Origin of the sequence: Salinivibrio sp. MA440, assembly GCF_001996265.1 — a bacterium.
In the GTDB taxonomy this organism is placed as follows: Bacteria; Pseudomonadota; Gammaproteobacteria; order Enterobacterales; family Vibrionaceae; genus Salinivibrio; species Salinivibrio costicola.
Genome location: NZ_MUFI01000005.1, coordinates 14,842 through 34,515, shown reverse-complemented (window position 1 = coordinate 34,515; position 19,674 = coordinate 14,842). Strand labels below are relative to the sequence as shown.

The 19,674-nt window shown below is 49.8% G+C and carries 15 protein-coding genes; 2 read left to right on the top strand and 13 right to left on the bottom strand.

What is annotated here, in order from left to right; all coding sequences use genetic code 11:
• Positions 1-108: 108 nt before the first annotated feature.
• A complete protein-coding gene (gene folD / locus BZG80_RS02460) occupies positions 109-969 on the top strand; it encodes a bifunctional methylenetetrahydrofolate dehydrogenase/methenyltetrahydrofolate cyclohydrolase FolD (protein ID WP_077460343.1) in 861 nt (286 codons plus the stop codon).
• A gap of 2 nt (positions 970-971) precedes the next feature.
• Here folD and BZG80_RS02455 read toward each other — a convergent pair whose 3' ends face one another.
• The 3 genes from BZG80_RS02455 to BZG80_RS02445 form a co-directional block, all read right to left on the bottom strand.
• Positions 972-2,216, bottom strand: coding sequence for a response regulator (locus BZG80_RS02455; protein ID WP_077678691.1), 1,245 nt, complete (start codon positions 2,214-2,216; stop codon positions 972-974).
• A 291-nt stretch (positions 2,217-2,507) separates the two neighbouring features.
• Positions 2,508-3,008: a transcription/translation regulatory transformer protein RfaH gene (gene rfaH / locus BZG80_RS02450; protein ID WP_077678659.1), complete on the bottom strand. Its 501-nt coding sequence runs from the start codon at positions 3,006-3,008 to the stop codon at positions 2,508-2,510.
• Between the two features lie 160 nt (positions 3,009-3,168).
• Positions 3,169-4,224, bottom strand: a complete 1,056-nt coding sequence (locus BZG80_RS02445; protein WP_021022880.1) for a response regulator — start codon at positions 4,222-4,224, stop codon at positions 3,169-3,171.
• A gap of 508 nt (positions 4,225-4,732) precedes the next feature.
• On the opposite strand from BZG80_RS02445, the gene BZG80_RS02440 reads away from it, so the two are divergent.
• Positions 4,733-5,332, top strand: coding sequence for a Yip1 family protein (locus BZG80_RS02440; protein ID WP_077460340.1), 600 nt, complete (start codon positions 4,733-4,735; stop codon positions 5,330-5,332).
• A 55-nt stretch (positions 5,333-5,387) separates the two neighbouring features.
• Here BZG80_RS02440 and purF read toward each other — a convergent pair whose 3' ends face one another.
• The 10 genes from purF to fabB all read right to left on the bottom strand — a co-directional run bounded on the left by purF (position 5,388) and on the right by fabB (position 19,596).
• The gene (gene purF / locus BZG80_RS02435; RefSeq protein WP_077576276.1) at positions 5,388-6,902 is read right to left on the bottom strand and encodes an amidophosphoribosyltransferase; all 1,515 of its coding nucleotides are present in this window, start codon (positions 6,900-6,902) and stop codon (positions 5,388-5,390) included.
• A gap of 31 nt (positions 6,903-6,933) precedes the next feature.
• Positions 6,934-7,431: a CvpA family protein gene (locus tag BZG80_RS02430; protein ID WP_021022877.1), complete on the bottom strand. Its 498-nt coding sequence runs from the start codon at positions 7,429-7,431 to the stop codon at positions 6,934-6,936.
• A gap of 61 nt (positions 7,432-7,492) precedes the next feature.
• Positions 7,493-8,050 (bottom strand): SPOR domain-containing protein, encoded by a 558-nt coding sequence (locus tag BZG80_RS02425; protein ID WP_021022876.1) that lies wholly within the window; start codon positions 8,048-8,050, stop codon positions 7,493-7,495.
• Positions 8,051-8,062: 12 nt separating this feature from the next.
• Entirely contained in the window at positions 8,063-9,313 is a 1,251-nt protein-coding gene (gene folC, locus BZG80_RS02420) for a bifunctional tetrahydrofolate synthase/dihydrofolate synthase (protein WP_077678658.1), read from the bottom strand.
• A gap of 65 nt (positions 9,314-9,378) precedes the next feature.
• Entirely contained in the window at positions 9,379-10,311 is a 933-nt protein-coding gene (gene accD / locus BZG80_RS02415; RefSeq protein ID WP_077576274.1) for an acetyl-CoA carboxylase, carboxyltransferase subunit beta, read from the bottom strand.
• Between the two features lie 116 nt (positions 10,312-10,427).
• Positions 10,428-11,264 carry a tRNA pseudouridine(38-40) synthase TruA gene (truA, locus tag BZG80_RS02410; protein WP_077678657.1) on the bottom strand — a complete coding sequence of 279 codons (837 nt, stop codon included), beginning with the start codon at positions 11,262-11,264 and terminating at the stop codon, positions 10,428-10,430.
• 137 nt (positions 11,265-11,401) lie between these two features.
• On the bottom strand, positions 11,402-15,766 hold the full coding sequence (locus tag BZG80_RS02405) for a FimV/HubP family polar landmark protein (RefSeq protein WP_131827541.1): 4,365 nt from the start codon (positions 15,764-15,766) through the stop codon (positions 11,402-11,404).
• Between the two features lie 280 nt (positions 15,767-16,046).
• Positions 16,047-17,060: an aspartate-semialdehyde dehydrogenase gene (locus tag BZG80_RS02400; RefSeq protein ID WP_077678655.1), complete on the bottom strand. Its 1,014-nt coding sequence runs from the start codon at positions 17,058-17,060 to the stop codon at positions 16,047-16,049.
• Entirely contained in the window at positions 17,057-18,211 is a 1,155-nt protein-coding gene (locus tag BZG80_RS02395) for a 4-phosphoerythronate dehydrogenase (RefSeq protein WP_077678690.1), read from the bottom strand. The genes BZG80_RS02400 and BZG80_RS02395 overlap by 4 nt, the downstream gene beginning before the upstream one ends.
• A gap of 170 nt (positions 18,212-18,381) precedes the next feature.
• Complete coding sequence (gene fabB / locus BZG80_RS02390; RefSeq protein ID WP_021023107.1) at positions 18,382-19,596, bottom strand: beta-ketoacyl-ACP synthase I; 1,215 nt, start codon at positions 19,594-19,596, stop codon at positions 18,382-18,384.
• Positions 19,597-19,674: the final 78 nt, after the last annotated feature.

Here is a 19,674-nt window from a genome sequence, read left to right as displayed (position 1 = left end):
TATCTGGCATATTCCGCCATCAAAACCAAGGCAAACGTTTGCGCAATAGCTTTTAGCCGCGATTTTTGTCACAATACTGACGAATATTGCTTTAGCCAAAGGATAGTTATGGCCGCACAATTGATTGATGGAAAGCTGATCGCGCAAACGGTGCGTCGTGAGGTCGCTGCACGCGTCGCCGCCCGCACAGAAGCAGGTCGCCGCGCACCTGGTTTAGCCGTTATTTTGGTCGGCTCGGACCCTGCATCACAAGTTTACGTGGGGAGTAAACGCCGAGTCTGTGACGAAGTCGGATTTGTATCACGCTCCTATGACCTCCCAGCCTCTTGCTCACAGCATGAGCTCCTCTCGTTGATTGACACTTTGAATGACGATGACTGCATTGATGGCATTCTCGTTCAACTGCCGTTGCCTGCTGGGATTGATGCCACGTCCGTATTGGAACGAATCCGCCCAGATAAAGATGTAGATGGTTTTCATCCTTTTAATGTGGGCCGCTTGTGCCAACGTATGCCGACACTACGCTCGTGCACGCCGAAAGGAATTATTACTCTTCTCGATCGTTATAATGTACCGCTACGTGGTAAACATGCTGTGGTTGTGGGAGCATCCAATATTGTCGGTCGCCCGATGACGTTGGAGCTGTTGCTCGCCGGCTGCACCACCACCACCTGCCATCGATTTACCCAAGATTTAGAAACGCATGTTCGACAAGCCGATGTGCTCGTGGTTGCGGTCGGTAAACCTAAGTTCATCCCTGGCGATTGGATAAAACCCGGGGCAATCGTGATTGATGTGGGCATCAACCGCATGGATGACGGTAAATTAATCGGGGATATTGAGTACGATGTCGCGTATGAAAGAGCCAGTCATATCACCCCTGTACCTGGCGGGGTCGGCCCTATGACAGTCGCCACCTTGATTGAAAACACACTCATGGCGTGCGAGCAGTATCACGACGTTGGCTAGCATCACAAGGTGGCGAAGTCAATTTGATTAGCTTTCACACATTGATTTCGCCCATCTTTTTTGGCCTGATACAACGACCTATCGGCACGCTGTATAAGCGTATCGATACTAGCATCTGCATGCACCATACCAATACTAATGGTGATAGAAAACGCCTTATCATAAGGTTCCCATGTCGTATTAGCCAATTCTTCACGCATCGCTTCAAGCCGTCGCTCAAACCCTTGCTCATCATTGCCATAGAGAACACAAAATTCCTCGCCGCCAAAACGTGCGACTATGCCTTCAGGGAAATATCGTTTCATCATTTTGGCTAACTCGATTAATGCAATATCACCAATGTGATGGCCGAACTGATCATTGATTTTTTTAAAGTGGTCTACATCAATCAAGGCCAAGTTGCGAGGTCCTTTCTGAGATCGTGTATGGGGATGCTCGAAAAAATACCGCCGATTCCATACCTGCGTTAGATAGTCAATATTCGCCATGTTGAACAAACGACGTTCAGTGTCCAGCGCGTTGAGCGTACTGTGTAGGCGGCAATAAAACTCTTCTTGATTGAATGGCTTGGTCAAAAAGTCGTTCGCACCTGCTTTTAAAAACCGCGCGGTCAAACTTGCATCTTCTTCACCAGATAAGCCTATAATTGCTAACTGGCCATCGGTTTTCAGTTTACGTAATGCTTTGACAACACTGACACCGTCCATTTCAGGCATCGTATAGTCTGTGATTACTAATGAAATCCGATTATCACGCCTAATCATCGCCAACGCCTCTTGGCCGTTTTGCGCTTCGAGTACATTTAAGTACTGTCGCTCTAGCAAGCTACGCACATAACGACGAGCCGTAAGGGAGTCATCAACTACTAACACATGATGCTGATTATTCTTTTCCAATCGACTTAACAAAGGCGCGACCGAAGAAACACAAGATGGGCTGTCTTTGGGAATATAGTCGATCACGGTTTTTGCCAACACACGTTCACGGGTGCGAGCATCCATCATAGCGGTGAGTACTATTACCTTAATATCAAGGGAGAGACAAACATCAATGATTTCGCCATCTTGGCCATCCGGCAGACAATAGTCTAGGATGGCACACAGGAAGTCAGTATCTTGATTAAGAATCGTCTCCGCTTGAGCAATTGAGCTGGCAATGTAGGGAATGTAGCCGGCCTTCCGGATCTCAGCTTCGAGTAACCGCCTAAAAGGTCGGCTATCTTCCACGACCAAGACTTTATGTTCCATGATCAAAGCACCACGTTTGAAGTAAATTTTGCGCAACTGACACACACCAGAGTCGGACAGCACTGTAGGATAAACGGGGATATCACCGAAAAGCTCAAAGTTGCGTAAAAGTCTCACTACTGAGACAGATATCCTAAAAAAATAACGCTAACCCTTACTTCTATGCCTAGAGATCAGAAAAATTGTCTTTTTTTCTCCACCAGTTCGATAGTTCTCTCAGCTAAGTCCACTAGGTGTTTTCTTGTTTTCGCTAACTATTTATTGATTATAGCCGTAATACGCGTAAGTCACTTAACATGACGCTTTTATATCTGAGTTATTGATCCGTAACTCGGTTTGTTGATTGAGTATTTTGATTAAAAGGATACAGCGTTTTTCGCCGTCTTTTTCTTTAAAAATCGCTTCAGTACCGGCGAATTGGCCACTCTCAACGGTTACTTTTTGACCAGGCTTGAAGCCTTGATACAGTAATTCTCGTTGCTCATCACTGTCTTCCATCATCATCAAGTGTTGAATTAATTGAATATCGACGTGGATCGGCTTCGCACCTTGGCGAACAAAATCAACAACGCCACGTGTAGAGCGAACAGACGTGTATTGAACCGATTCAGGATCAAAACAAGCAAAGATGTAATTCGGAAAGAGCGGTTCTTCAACTTGCCGGTATTTGCCTCGACGCAACTTTTCGACTGTGACTATCGGGTAGTAACAGTCCACGCCTTGCCGCTTCAAGTTTTGTTCCGCACGTTGTTGTTCCTTGCGTTTACAATAAAGTAAATACCAATGTTTCATGCCGATCTGTCCCTGATATCTATCGAAGGTAAGGTAACAACCCATCCAGAGCGACGTGAGTATACGGATGTAAATCATCACCAGCAAGCAGAGCGGGACGTGCATCGCTTGAACTGGTGATATGGAGATGACGGGACACCACAATCATTGGTGGCCTATATTAGGCAATCTTTTGAATATCAACGCTAAAGCTGTTCAAGCCGACTTCGTTTAAAGACACACGCGCATCGCCTGATTGCATATCCACAGTTTGGAATTCACTGCTAAAGGCATCGCGACCTAGCCAATGCTCACTACGAACTAATTTCGTGGTTCCGCTACTATCAATCGTGGCTTTTAAACCTGCTGGCAGAATATCAAGTTGGCTATCAACCATGTTTAAGACACCAAACATGGCACGGACCGGTGATGTATAAGCCGATGCACGAATCGCATCTTCAATCCGTTTTACCAGCGTCAGGAATCCGCGTTCATTCACATCACTTGAGCGGACAAAATCATTAAAAAAGGCCCGAATCATCAAAGTCGTTGCCGTCCCATCTTCTTCAGCTGACGCTGAGTCAACCACATAGAACGCCATTTTCCCGCCGAGCAGCCAAGCATAATCGAGCACAATAGGATTGGCGTCTGCCGATTGCAGCGAGTGATATGACAAACGCCACGCGCCTTGTTGTGAGTCTGGCTCAGGCATCAACCCCATCAGCAACTCTCGCGCACTGCCAGGATTATGACGTAGCGCATCAAGGTGCCATTTTAGTTCGCTTTCTGAGGCGCCTTTGTCCGCATCTTCACTCACTTTAAACCACTGTTGACTAAAGTCATCACTGGCATGCACATCATCGTTGGCATCATCAATCACCGCTTCAATGGCTTTTTTAACCGATTTGATGTCTTCAATGGGCTTGAGTAAAAAATCCTTTACTCCAAAGCGAAGCGCCTGGGCAACGTCGGCCATGCCTCCGGTACCTGAAATCACAATCATGGGCAGCATCGGGTATTCGAGGCTCACTTCCTCAACGAACTCAAGCCCCGTCATGACCGGCATGGAAAGATCGCTGATCAGTAAATCAGGGATGGATTGCCTCAATGCTTGTAGCCCTTCTAGCCCGTTTTCTACTTCACGGACCGTCGCACCTTCTCTTTCAAGAAACGAGGCAATCATTCGACTAAAGACGGGATCATCTTCAACAATTAAAATATCTTTACTGTGCAACACGACGCTCTCCTCCCGGACTGCAAAGCAGCGGCTGTTTTAAATCGCTCTGTACTAATCGTAGCTGAACTCAGACACCCCGTGCCTGCTTATGATATTTAATTTGATAGCGAACAATAAACAGCTGTTTAAAATAACAATTTTATCAATATAAACTCACATGCATCTTAACGTACAACAAGGAGTACGATAAAAAACACTTAAAAATCAGCAACACTCCAGGGTACGCCACTCTGTATTAAAAGTGAGATGTTCAACAATTAATACATGACAATCATCACATAATGCATATTTTCCTCACTTTATTTCCGAGCGACTTCGCCCTTTGCCTCGTGAGGAAGGTTGTTATAGCGCACAAAACTTGCCAATTATGATGTCAAGAGCTATTCGTTAGGTAAGGAAAGAAGATTTGGGCATCTGTCTTCGCACAGCCGAGCTAGCCGTTACCCAGCTGTCGTGCGCCGACCATTGCACCTTTGTTTATATTTAGGGAATAACGAGCGGGGTTACTATGATTTTAGGTCACTTAGTCGGGTTATATACCCATCCCAAAAAAGAATGGAAAACAATTGGCGAACGACACGAGGGCGTTTCAAGTAGCATCGGACATGCGCTATTGTTAGCGTTGATCCCACCTGTGTGTGCCTACTACGCGAGTGTCAATATCGGCTGGCAAATCGGCGCGGGAGAGCCCATTTTCATGACGCCACAAAGCGCGCTTTTTATTGCCAGTGCTATGTATTTAGCGTTACTCGGTGGGGTTGCTGCCCTTGCCTACCTAACCTTGTGGATGAGTCGAACATTTGGCTCTGCGCCTAACTATACGCAATGCCTTGAGCTGGCCGCTTACACGGCGACGCCGATTTTTATGGTCGGGCTTGCAACGCTCTATCCGGTGGTATGGTTTGTCATGATTGTCGGCTTGATCGGTGTCGCTTATTCCGTTTATCTGCTGTATACCGGCGTGCCGATACTCATGGAGATCCCTGAAGAGCGCGGTTTTATTTATGCAAGCTCCGTCGTCACCTGCGGCTTAGTCCTGTTGGTCGCTATCCTTGCCGCCTCCGTGATTCTGTGGAATGTCGGCATGGGGCCTGTTTTCACACACTAAGACCTTCTCTCGCTAAAAAGACAAATACGCCGCGATAATCTCGCGGCGTATTTGTTTAATCTTCGTTATGTATCTCTAAGTTCGCAAGCTCTTGTTGCTGCTCTCGTACAGTTTTAGCATCATCACTACGTAAGCTTTGTAAATACTCGAGGTACGCCTGATCCACATCTTGGGTGACATATTCGCCACTAAACACCGATGTTTCGAAGCGCTCAATCGCTGGGTTGGCCTCACCAACAGCGGCGACAAGATCAGGCAGATCTTGATAAACCAAGCCATCGGCACCAATTAATTGGCCAATTTCATCCACTTCGCGACCATGAGCAATCAACTCGTTGGCGCTCGGCATATCAATGCCATAGACATTGGGGAATCGTACTTCAGGGGCCGCGGAGGCCATATAGACTTCTTTGGCGCCTGCTTCACGTGCCATCTCGATGATCTGCTCTGAGGTTGTGCCTCGCACGATCGAATCATCGACCAAGAGTACGCGCTTGTCTTTAAACTCTGAACGGATGGCATTGAGTTTACGACGTACGGATTTTCGACGCATCTGCTGCCCCGGCATAATAAACGTACGACCTACATAGCGATTTTTAACAAAGCCTTGGCGGTAGGGTTTACCTAGCACTTGCGCAATTTCTAACGCGATATCACAAGATGTCTCAGGGATAGGAATGACGACATCAATATCCACGTCTTCCCACTCGCGCTGAATTTTAGCGCCAAGCTTTTGACCCATACGAATACGCGCCCCATAAACAGACACTTTATCGATAAATGAGTCGGGACGAGAAAAGTAAACGAACTCAAAGATGCAAGGGTTAAGACTCGGTGAGTCCGCACACTGACAGGTATGAAGTTGTCCCTCTAAGGTGATATAAACCGCCTCTCCGGGTGAGACATCACGCACGAAATCGAAACCCACGGCATCCAATGCAACGGTTTCAGACGCAACCATATACTCGGTACCTGTTTGCGTATCGCGCTTCCCTAAACAAAGCGGGCGGATGCCTTTAGGATCACGAAAAGCGATAACACCATGCCCAATCACCATTGCCACAACGGCATAAGCGCCGGAGACTTGTCGATGGACCGCTTTCACCGCGGTAAACATATCATCAACAGTAAGAGGATGAGAAGTCGCAGTCGAGAGTTGATGGGCAAGGACATTGAGGAGAATTTCAGAGTCAGACGTTGTATTAAGGTGACGACGATCTTTTTCAAATAAAGATTGGCGCAACGCCTCAGCATTGGTCAAGTTACCATTGTGGGCGAGAGTAATCCCATACGGCGAGTTGACATAGAAAGGCTGTGCTTCTGATGCACTAGAGCTGCCCGCTGTTGGATACCTTACATGCCCTATTCCAACCTGGCCTTGCAAGCGCTGCATATGCTTCAGTTGGAACACATCCTGGACTAACCCATTGGCTTTTCGAAGCCGGAAACGATTGTCATCGATAGTGACAATGCCGGCTGCATCTTGTCCTCGATGTTGAAGCACAGTCAGTGCATCGTAAATGGACTGATTGACCGGAGTGTTACCAACGATTCCAACAATACCACACATGTCAGCGATTCCTTGTTACGCGAATATCAGCCTAAGATCCTGCGATCTCAGGTAAGAAACTGGAACTGTTCTCGAGATAGTGGAAGAACCATTCGATCACTACCGCAAAGTTAGGAATAAGTTGCGATTGTCCCCACGCTTGGTTGTTGGCGACCGATGTAAAGGCATCGAGGAAGAAAAGCACCGCCGCGATGATTAACACGCCGCGCACACTGCCAAACACCATACCAAGCACTCTATCCGTGCCAGACAATCCCGTTTTTTCTACTAACTGGGCAATCACATAATTGACTACTGCGCCGACCAATAAGGTGGCAATAAACAACAAGGCGATAGCACTACCATTACGGATAACCGCATCTTGGATATTGGTCAAATACACCGCTAGCTGCGTGTAGAATTGGCTGGCAATAAAAAACGCCCCAAACCAAATCACTAATGACAAGGCTTCTTTTACAAAGCCTCGAATCACACTCACTAACGCCGAAAAACCAATGACGCCAATAATAAGATAATCAATCCAATTCATCGTATTCACTTGCTCGAGACGTGCGCATTCTAACAGAAAAAATGCTCACGCAAACGTTTTCTTATTGGGTAAGTGGGTCAAATTTGCGCAACTGTCCTTTCAATCCTGTCAGCGATTGCAGATCAGTCAGTTGCGATTCGAGTGTGGTTTTAGAAACATGTGGCCCGACGACCACTTTTGCTAAGTCACCGGGTTGAATGTCTCTGGGTAAGATATGTGCTTGATACCCTTTGTCACGTAATTGCTTAACCAAGCGACGAGCATTCTCTTGGTTACGGAAGGTCCCCAAACGGATCATCCATGCGCTGTCTCCGTCGTTGACTGACGCTGTACTTGATGGCGTGGGCGTTGGGTCACTTTTTTCCGTCTCAGCCTGCGCATTTGTGTCAGCTGAACGCGTATCGTTTACCTGGGTATCGGGCGCTGTCACCTCAATCACCTCGGGTTCTTCAACCGGCATTTGGCTCACTGTGCCATCAAAGTCATCCCGCAGGGGGATGCTTTGATAGTTTTCTTGGTAATGCTCTTTTTTGCCATCGAGCACATCAGGTAGCACTATCACACCGATAGAGACTAACACTAGGGTGCCGACCACTCTTTTTTGTAACTTACTGGCCACAATGACTCCGTTTTAATTAAGCGTTTCCATCACCTGCCCAACGGTATGGAACGACCCAAATACGACCACACAGTCTCGCTCAGGTTCAGCCTGACTCAACGCATGTTGATAGGCGTCACTCGGTGAGCTGAATTGCATTGATGCCACCACCGGCAATTTATCGGCTGACGCGCCACGAGGTACGGCTAAAGAAGCGGGGTACCAGCAATCCACAATGCCATCAAAACAGGCTAAGGTACCCTCTATATCTTTGTCTGCTAACATCGCCACCACAGCATGCACGCGTCCTGTCAATCTCGCTTTTTGCTCAGCGAGTTTCTTTGCTAGGTAAGCGGCAGCATGCGGATTATGGGCGACGTCAAAAATCGTGTAAGGGGCGTCAGCAATAACTTGCATCCGACCAGTAACCGCGACAGACGCTAATCCCTCAGTAATGTGTGTATCAGCAATGTCGAGGTCAGCGACGCCCAGCGCCATTAAAGCCGTTGCCGCATTTTGTAGCGGAATAGCCGGAATAGGTAGCTCTGTCAGTTCAAAAGCACCGGCCGCCCAACGCCACGTATCGCCTGTCATGGCATAGTGGTACTGATAGCCTAACTGATTTAATTCCGCGCCAATCGCATCAGCATGCGCGGCAACACTCGCAGGTGGCGCAGGCTGACCACATATCGCCGGTTTATCTTTCCGGAATATGCCTGCTTTTTCATAGCCAATCTGATTAATGTCATTGCCCAGCCAATCACAATGATCGAGCGCGAGACTGGTGATCACTGATACGTCATGATCCACCACATTGGTGGCATCTAAACGGCCACCGAGACCCACTTCGAGGATCACGACATCAAGCGCATGATGTTTAAATAGCTGTAACGCGGCTAAGGTACCAAATTCAAAAAAGCTCAGACTGGTTTGGCCACGTGCCTGGTTAATTACCTCGAACGCTTGAGTATGCTCACTATCGGCCAGCACGTCGCCATTGATACGGACCCGCTCATTGTAATGAATAAGATGTGGTGAGCTGTAAACCCCCGTACGGTAACCCGCGTGCTGTAATATTGCCTCTAATAAGGCGCAGGTGGTCCCCTTGCCATTGGTCCCTGCAACGGTAATCACTTTAGGCGCAGGCTTGGTCAATTGGGCGTGCTCCGCAACTGCCGCGACGCGTTCAAGGCCAAGATCGATGGCACTGGTATGGATATTTTCTAGATAAGACAGCCACGTATCCATTGAGGATGTGGCTGTTGGATGCTGTAGTTCAGACATTGACTTGGTCAGTTACTCGATGATGGGCAAATGATACCAAGGATAACGCCATGGAACACGGTCAATTATTGCTCTTGAGAGGAAGGTGCCACTTCAGGCTCTTCTGGAGGTTGAGGTTTATCTTGCTCAACATCGACGACTAATGGCGACTTAATGTTACCCAGCTTCGCCAATAGGCCCGCCAAACGCTGGCGCATCTCACGACGATCAACAATCATGTCGATGGCACCATGCTCAAGCAAGAACTCACTGGTTTGGAAATCGTCTGGCAGATTCTCGCGTACGGTTTGCTCAATGACGCGACGGCCAGCAAAACCGATAATCGCTTTTGGCTCTGCGACATTAATGTCTCCGAGCATAGCAAAGCTCGCGGTCACCCCACCGTAAGTTGGATCAGTGAGTACCGAAATGAATGGCAAGTTGTGACGCGATAAACGCTCAAGTGCCGCACTGGTTTTCGCCATTTGCATCAATGACATCAAGGCTTCTTGCATGCGCGCCCCACCACTGGCCGAAAAACACACCAGGCCACAATGGTTTTCGATCGCGTGCTCGACCGCTTTAACAAACCGTGCGCCGACGACTGCGCCCATCGAACCGCCCATGAACTTAAATTCAAACGCACAAGCAATCACGGGCACGTCTAGCACACTGCCTTTCATGACCACGAGTGCATCTTTTTCCCCACTGGACTTTTGCGCGGCTGACAGGCGATCTTTATACTTTTTCGAATCACGAAATTTTAATACGTCTTTAGGCTCCAGTTCACCGGCAATCTCTTCACGTCCTTCAGGATCCAAAAAAACATCCAGACGACGGCGTGCTGGCATACGCATATGGTGGTCACACTTGGGGCAAACTTCCAAATTACGTTCGACATCAGCGTGATAAAGTACTTGATCACACGACGTACACTTGGTCCAAACCCCTTCAGGGATCGACGCCTTGCGTGATGAACCAATATTACTTTTGGTTAATATTTTCTCTAGCCAGCTCATGGACAACCTTTACTTAGTCATGGCTATCACAATTAGACAACCATCTTGGATTCGTAACAAATTAGACCGAATTAAATCACAAGTCTGCCAGACTTGGGATAAAAAACTGGTACTACCTATTCTGTCTCCGTACGCTTTGCGCCGAGTATGCTCTCGGATTCCATCACCTGATCGGGCAAAAACAAAGGCCCTATCGGCGGGCGTGGTAAGCCATATTGATCCGGATAATCTACCTCGACCAAATACAAACCTTCCGCTTTGCCCGTCGCGGCCGCCAAGGTGCGATCTTTCTGTGCCAGTAGCCATGCGATCCACTCTGGCGGCTGTTCTTTACGACCGACAGCCATGAGGCTGCCCGCGATATTGCGCACCATGTGATGCACAAAGGCATTCGCTTTTATATCGATCACGATAAACCGCCCCTGACGCGTGACAGATAAATGCATCACATTCCGCCATGGCGAGTGAGATTGACATTGTGCCGCACGAAATGACGAGAAATCATTCTCACCTAGTAAGTACTGACCCGCTCGCGCCATTAAGGTTTCATCCAACTCGCTATGATAGTGACTGACACCTTTACCCAGTATCGCTGGGCGCAAAGAGTGGTTGTATATCACATAGCGATAGCGGCGTGCTGTCGCACTGAATCGCGCATGAAAATCGTCTGGAACAGGCGTGGCCCAACGTACGGCAATCGCATCAGGCAAGTTTGCATTCACTCCCATCGTCCAGGCTTTTAATGGCCGTTGGCTATCGCTATCAAAATGCACCACCTGTCCGGTGCCGTGGACTCCCGAATCGGTACGCCCCGCACATTGTACTGCCACAGGGTGATTAGCGACGGTCGACAAGGCCTTTTCCAAGTGTTCTTGGACACTGGTGACTTCTCGTTGCCTTTGCCAACCGTAAAACTGGGCGCCGTCATATTCAATGCCTAACGCGAATCTCATGCCTGTGCCTTTTTAGTTACTGCTCAACAAGGCGCAGCATTATACCCATAAAGCCGGCCTGTTGCAGGTCTTAACATCGACTGTCTATTCTGAGGCCTAATAAGCAATCAGGTAGCCTGTGCTACCTGATTGTGGTGTTACCTAAGTTGTTCAAGCAGTTGCCGAGCCTCTTGCTGCAAGGCCTTGTTACCTGACTGGATCACTTTTTCTAATAAGGAAATCGCGCCATCCATATCATTCATTTCCAAGTAAGCTTTCGCCAAGTCGAGATTGGTCGATGCCTCTGTGCTGGCGGTGTCGCCATCAACATCAATCGCACTAATGTCTTCTAACACATCAGGGAATTCATCCAACCCTACGTCAAGGTTCATCTCCGCCTTGTCGGGATCAATATCTGGCGTCGAGCCGTCATCGCGCATAAGCTCTTCGATACTAATGTAGTCGTCATCTTCCTGCTCTTCGCCGATAAGCTCACTCTCAGCATCACCCTCACCGAGCAGATCATCATCCAAGGCCTGTTCCAGTTCAAAGGTTTCAAGCGAGGCCGGATCAATGGCGGGTTGTTGGCTCCAATCTTCACTTTCGGCTTCTGGCTCTGGCTCATTATCGGCTTGCCAAACCGCTGCTTCTTCGTCGGATAAAGCGGAAAGATCGAGAGGCTCATCGTCATCGGATTCCGATAGCAAGGCCTCCATATTCAGACCACCGACCTGGTGATCATCGTCATCCAGATCACTGATATTGCGTGTATCGCGCTCGGGCGCCTCAGAGGTTGGCGCATTGTCTTGCTGCTCATTGAGATAAGACTCGAGCTCTCGTTGTTCATCGAGTGCCGCCCCTAGCGCATCGTTTTCATCAAACTCACCCAAATCGTCTAACGACAGAGAATCAAACGTGTAATCACGTTCCTCTTTTGAGGTGGGCTCTGGCTCTGGCTCTGGCTCTGGCTCTGGCTCTGGCTCTGGCTCTGGCTCTGGCACGCTATCAAGTGCAGCTTGTTCTTCTTCGTCAACCGGTTCTGCATCTGCCAGTGCGGCTTCTTCGTCATATTCAGGCAGATTGGTTAAATCGAGTAAATCTTCCTCTTTAATATCATCGAGATTTTCGCCTTGATCAGGCTGCTCGTCGGCGACGGGCGCTTCATCTGTATCGTTCTGAGCCTCGGCCTCGGGTTCCGCGGTGTCCTCGCCTGGCGCATCCTTCGTATCATCCTGTGCGTCGTCGTCAGTCTCGGGCTCTGCAGTGTCATCGACTGGCTCTTCAGGCTCAGCGTCGGGTGTGTCTTCAACCTCAGCGGCGTCATCCGATTCAGCCGTTTCTTCGGGTTGAGCGTCTTCTGGCTGATCATTCGCGATTGGCGCTTCGTCCACGTCATCCTGTGCATCGGATTCAGCGGTGTCATCGTCTGGCGCTTCGTCCTTGTCATCCTGTGCGTCGTCCTCAGTCTCGGATCCCGCAGTGTCCTCGGCCGGCTCTTCAGGTGCAGTGTCGGATGTGTCTTCAATCTTGGCGGCGTCATCCGGCTCAGCCGTTTCTTCGGGTTGAGCGTCTACTGGCTGATCATTCGCGATTGGCTCTTCGTCCACGTCATCCTGTGCATCGGATTCAGCGGTGTCATCGCCTGGCGCTTCGTCCGTGTCATCCTGGGCGTCGTCCTCAGCCTCGGATTCCGCAGTGTCCTCGGCTGGCTCTTCAGGTGCAGCGTCGGATGTGTCTTCAATCTTGGCGGCGTCATCCGGCTCAGCCGTTTGTTCGGGTTGTTGGTCTGCTAGTGACTCGTCGGCGACGGGTGCTTCATCTGTATCGTCCTGAGCCTCGACCTCGGGTTCAGCAGTGTCCTCTGCTGTCGCTTCGTCCGTGTCATCCTGTGCATCGTCGTCAGTCTCGGGCTCTGCAGTGTCATCGACTGACTCTTCGGGCTCAGCGTCGGGTGTGTCTTCAACCTCGGCGACGTCATCCGATTCAGCCATTTCTTCGGGTTGAGCGTCTTCTGGCTGATCATTCGCGATTGGCTCTTCGTCCACGTCATCCTGTGCATCGTCCTCAGTCTCGGGCTCTGCAGTGTCATCGACTGACTCTTCAGGCTCAGCGTCGGGTGTGTCTTCAACCTCGGCGGCGTCATCCGATTCAGCCGTTTGTTCAGGTTGTTGGTCTGCTAGCGACTCGTCGGCGACGGGTGCTTCATCTGTATCGTCCGGAGCGTCAGCTTCGAAGGTGTCATCCGGCTCAGCCGTTTGTTCCGGTTGTTCCGGCTGTTGGTCTGCTGGCGACTCGTCGGCGACGGGTGCTTCATCTGTATCGTTCTGAGCCTCGGCCTCGGGTTCCGCGGTATCCTCGGCTGACATTCCATCCGTATCATCCTGAGCTTCGGCCTCGGGCTCTGCAGTGTCATCGGCTGGCGCTTCATCCGTGTCACCCTGTGCGTCGTCGTCAGTCTCGGGCTCTGCGGGCTGTTCTGCTTTACGGGGATCAGGCTCTGGTTCACCCTCTGATTCATAAAGCAGTTTTTCGAGTTCCGCTTCATTAGGATCGCTGTCTTCAGCTTCTTCCCATAGTGCAGGATCATCTTCCTCCGCAAGTGGATCGGATTCGTCGTCGTCACCTAACACTTCCTCCAACAAGGCGTCAGAGTCTTCAAGGTGCGGATCATCGTTGTCTAATACTTCATCCAGTAAAGCATCACTGCTTTCATCAAACTCAGTCTCCGTATCATCTTGATCATTCAACCAGCTATCATCATCGTCATCATCATCACCGACAAGCTCATCAAGAAGCTCGGTCGTGTTGTCGAGCGAAACGCTGTCTTCGTCGTCGTCATCTGATAAATCAATTTCTTGGCTGAGATCTAACGCTGGCTCATCGGCAAGGGCTGAGTCAAATAATGCATCATTCGGTGCTTGCTCTTCCGACGCTTCGCTTGATTCAGGGTTATCATCCGATGTCGCCTCAGTATCACTCTCTACGTCTGCTTCTGATTCACGCGTGGACTCAGAGGGGTCCTCCGACGTAGATTCAGTGCCCGATTCCCCGGCGAGCAAGGCATCAATGTCATCTACATCACTGTCGTTACCTTCTTCTAGCGCTTTCGCCCACTCTGCTGCAAGCGCCTCGTCTGCACTCATTTCCTCTTCAGGGAGGGCTGCGTCGTCGGTTTCACTTTCGCTGTCGGTCGACGTTTCGGTATCGGCAGGCGGTGTATCCGCCAATTCATCTAACGCACGCTCCATGTCCTCGAGTCCAATGGCATCGTCACTGGTTGGCGCAACGCTCGATTCGTTACCAGACATGTCGTCCAGTTCATCGTCAAGATTGAGATCATCAAGGTCCGTGTCATCACCGAATACCGTGTCATCACCAAATGCCACGTCTTCATCACTACGACCATCCTCAGTGATCTCTAACTCATCGTCAGATTGATCTTGGTGACTCTCCCCTTCCTGCTCATCTTCAGGATCGGGCACCATGATAACCGGCATATCATCTAGCTCATCATGGTCGAGTGAGGCGGGCTCGTCATGCTCTTCGTTTTGTTTCTTACGACGCGCCAAGAAGAAGAAAACCCCACCGGCAATTAACGCGCCAGGAATGATCGCGAACATGGCGAGCAGGAGTGGATTATCCAATAAAGAGTCGACCGCAGAGGGAGGCTGCGTCTCTTGTTTCGCCTGCTGCTGACGTTGTTGTTCTAGGAAAGCACGTATTTCCTGATTCAACTCGTCATCACTGCTCATTTTTTCTTTCAGCGCATTCAGTTCGTACTGAACTTCGGATAAGCGCACTTTGAGCACATGATTACTCTCAACCAAGCGGGTCATTTCTTGATCTGAGTTTTGTAGCTGCGATTGCAACGTTTCTACCACTTCAGGTTGTGGTGTCTCAGGCTCACTCGCGTCAGCGTCCTGTGCCTGCTCTGTTTCTGAGGCGCTTTGTTGCGATTCTGGTTCAGCTTGCTCGGGGTCGACTTGCTCTGATGCTTGAGCGTCAGGCTGGGTGACTTGATCACTCAATGGTGTCGTCGTTTGTGCTTGCTTACGTGCGTCATCAATTTCAAGACGATTTACGACATCTTGCGTACTTTCTCGTTCGATTTGCTCCAAGGTTGGCATCACTAATGTGCTACCTGGCTGCAAGCGATGGATATTATTATTGGCAAACGCGTCGGTATTGAGACGGAAAATCGCGCCCAATGTTTGGTAAACACTGACTTGTGTATTGGGACGCATTTGCGTCGCAATCGACCACAAGGTTTCGTTTGCACCTGTTGGGCCATATTGCTGCGCGGATTGCACCGTAGGCGATTGTTGTGCGGATGACGACTCGGTCGTCATTTCCTCTTGCGGGCCCAGAATACGAATGGCCGCCTCGACCGGTAAGGTAGACACGCTGACGAGACTGATCGCCAATAACCCCACGACGGCAAGAAGATGCCGCCTCACTGTGTGCGAGATTATCGTCAATCGCGTTTGAGAAGAAGACTGTTCACTTTGCTGTGCGTTGGACACACCCGCACTCCCTATGGCAGAAATGGCCTCACTAAATATCTAACTATATCGGAAGCCATGCGAAAAACTGTAGTTTGATGATATAAAAGTGTGTTGTGCGATCAAACTGTGGGCGCTCTGCCTCAGTTTTGCCTCGATGATAGCATGCCCACACTTCGCGTATCGTCATCTGTGCAAATTTAATGCCTAAAAAAATACCCCATCAACGGATGGGGTATCAATCAAACTGACATGGTGATGCGTGGACCATCACGCTCTTGTCATCGTCACACGCTGTCGATTAAAGATAATCGCGCACTAAGACTTCAGCAATTTGTACCGTGTTGGTTGCGGCCCCCTTACGCACATTGTCAGCAACCACCCAGAGGTTTAAACCATTTGGATGGCTAATGTCGTTACGGACCCGTCCCACAAGCACCTTGTCTGATCCCGTCCCTTCTTTGACTTGGGTTGGATACTCTTCGCCTTCAAAGACTTCAATATGCTCGTGCTGGCTAAGGATTGCCATCGCCTCTGTTGCGTCAATGGGTTGACGGCATTCGATATGCACCGCTTCTGCATGGCCATAAAAAACAGGCACACGCACACAAGTAGGGTTAACCCCAATCATCTCATCAGCGAAAATCTTTTGCGTTTCCCACACCATCTTCATTTCTTCTTTGGTGTAGCCGTTATCCATAAATTGATCGATCTGAGGCAAGCAATTGAAAGCAATTTGTTTGCTATAGAGCGAAGGTTCGGCATCTTGGCTATTGAGCAGTTTCACCGTTTGGCCTGCGAGTTCGTCGACACCCGACTTTCCAGATCCTGACACCGATTGATAGGTAGAGACGTTAATACGTTCGATCCCCACGGCATCGTAAATGGGTTTTAATGCGACCAGCATCTGAATCGTTGAGCAATTGGGATTTGCAATAATATTGCGGTTACGAAAATCACCAATCGCGGCTGGATTAACTTCCGGCACCACCAAGGGCACATCGAAATCATAGCGGAATTGTGAGGTATTATCGATCACCACCACTCCTGCTTCTGCGGCAATAGGCGCCCAATGTGCGGTGGTTTGCGCGCCTGCCGAAAACAAGCCAATTTGAACTTGGGTCCAATCAAAGGTGTCGACGTTTTGCACACGCAAACTTTCGCCTTTGAAGGTAATGGTTTCACCGGCACTGCGCTCGCTGGCAAGCAGGTGGAGAGTGCCAATAGGAAAATCGCGCTCTTCTAAAATGTCGATAATGGTACGGCCTACCGCACCTGTTGCGCCCAAAACCGCAACATCAAATGCTTGTGTCATGCGTGCTCCTCAATACTAAAGCCCAGCTTAGCCAGCGACTGTAACCCGAAATCAGCGTGTCCGGCTACCGTGATCGCACTGTACTCACGTCGATCCCAGTAATTTTTTCGTAATTGGTCAAAGGCTGTACGCTGTGCCGGTTTGTTCTCCCCTGCTTGTGTCATCGCTCGGCGAAAATCACTATCGTCGCGACGGATATCATAAACAAGTTGGGTTAACGCCATAAGATCAGTCTGCTGCCAAGGCGCGGCTAGTTGCACAGAAGGAATGGGCGCTGTCGGCAATAGATCGGCGGCGTCAGCGCGCTGTGGTAACGATAAATGTTGGCATAAGGCATTAAACACCATAGTAGTACCGCGCGCTTTTCCTTCCAATCCATAGCCAGCGATATGTGGCGTTGCAAAGGTTAGCCGTTCGACCAACGCAAGATCGACCTCGGGCTCATGCTCATACACGTCCAAAACTGCATCCATATCGCCTCGTGCCAGCCGTGTCTTAAGCGCTTGATTATCAACAATCGGGCCGCGTGCGGCATTAATCAAAATGCTTCCCGGTACGAGTGCATTTAAACGAGCGTGATTCATCAAATGATGAGTAGGGTGCTCACCAGTCGACGTCAGAGGCGTATGAAAGGTCACCACATCCGATTGTGCAATCAGCGTATCAATATCCACCATATCCGCGCGATTCTCACGCGCCTGACGCGGCGGATCGCAGAGCAAGGTTTTAATGCCCAGTGCAGCTAAACGATCAGCTAAGTAACTCCCAACGTGACCGACACCGACAATACCGACGGTTCGGTCGGTCAATTTAAATGCTTGCTGTTGCGCCAACACCAATAAGGCACTGATCACATATTCCGCGACCCCAACTTTGTTGCAGCCCGGCGCTGCCGTGGCATATACGCCTTGTGCTTGCAGTGCATCAAAATCAAGGTGATCTTCTCCCGCGGTAGCCGAACCGACAAAGCGTAATTGCTTGGCATCTTTAATCAACGCGTGATTAACATGCGTGACACTGCGCACCAACAAAGCGTCGGCATCTTGGATATCTTCCGCACCGATCGCCCGGCCAGGTAAGGCAACGACTTCACCTAATTGGCTAAACAATGCCTGGGCATAGGGCATGTTTTCATCTACAACTATTTTCACGGTCAGCATCCTGTTTTTAACGTCGCGTACGAGCGCTGAAAAATAACGCCCATTGTATCGCCCTACCTGTAAGAAAACATCCGCCAAAAAGCATGCCCCCACGTCAGGCCAATAATAAAAAAACCCGGCCGTGGCCGGGTCCATTGAGAACCTGAAAAAAAGGCGCGATATTAGCCGCGATACTTTTCAATCACCAAGGTGGCGTTCGTTCCGCCAAATCCGAAGCTGTTTGACATAACACGAGTGAGTGCTTGCTCACGTGGTTGTGTCACAATATCTAGCCCATCAGCGGCCGGATCCAAGTTATCAACATTGATACTCGGGGCGACAAAGCCGTGCGCCAGCATTAGCGTCGAGTAAATGGCTTCATGCGCCCCAGCAGCACCGAGTGCATGGCCTGTCATCGACTTGGTCGCGGAAATAGCAGGGCTCTTACCACCAAAGACTTCTTGGATGGCACCAAGCTCTTTGACATCACCCACTGGCGTTGACGTGCCATGGGTGTTGATATAATCCACCTCGCCATCAACATCTTGCATCGCCATGTTCATACAGCGCACCGCCCCTTCGCCGGATGGCGCGACCATATCATAGCCGTCAGACGTTGCCCCATAGCCGACAATTTCACCATAAATGGTGGCACCACGCGCCAGCGCATGCTCAAGCTCTTCAACTACTAGCATACCGCCGCCGCCAGAAATCACGAAACCATCGCGATCGGCATCATAGGTACGTGACGCTTTTTGTGGATCATCATTGTATTTGGTTGAGAGTGCGCCCATGGCGTCAAACATCATGGTGAGCGACCAATCAAGCTCTTCGCCGCCACCAGCAAACACGACGTCTTGTTTACCCAATTGAATCAGCTCAAGCGCATGGCCAATACAGTGTGCCGATGTCGCACAGGCCGAGCTCATGGTGTAGTTGACCCCTTTAATTTGAAACGGGGTCGCCAGGCACGCTGAGACCGTGGATGACATAGTACGTGGCACCATATAAGGGCCGACGCGTTTTACACCTTTCTCGCGTAAGGTATCAACCGCCGTGACTTGGTTGACCGATGATGCGCCCCCAGAACCGGCAACTAGGCCCGTTCTCGGATTAGAAACTTGCTCAGGGGCTAAGCCTGAGTCTTCAATCGCCTGCTCCATGGCTAAATAGGCGAAGCCAGCCGCGTCCCCCATAAAGCGCATTTTTTTACGATCAATGTGGTCGGCTGGGTTAAGTTTGAGATCCCCCCAAACGTTGCTGCGCAGCTTCATATCTGCAAACTGCTGAGAGAAGTTAATGCCAGATTTCCCCGCTTTGAGCGACTCCAGCACTTCTTTGACGTTGTTACCAATACTGGAAACAATCCCCATGCCTGTAATGACAGCTCGTTTCATGATTCTTTCCTAGACGTTAATTTCGCAGTGGATGATAGCGTTTTTAAAGCTGATAAGTGGTCAGCTTTCCTTTCTATC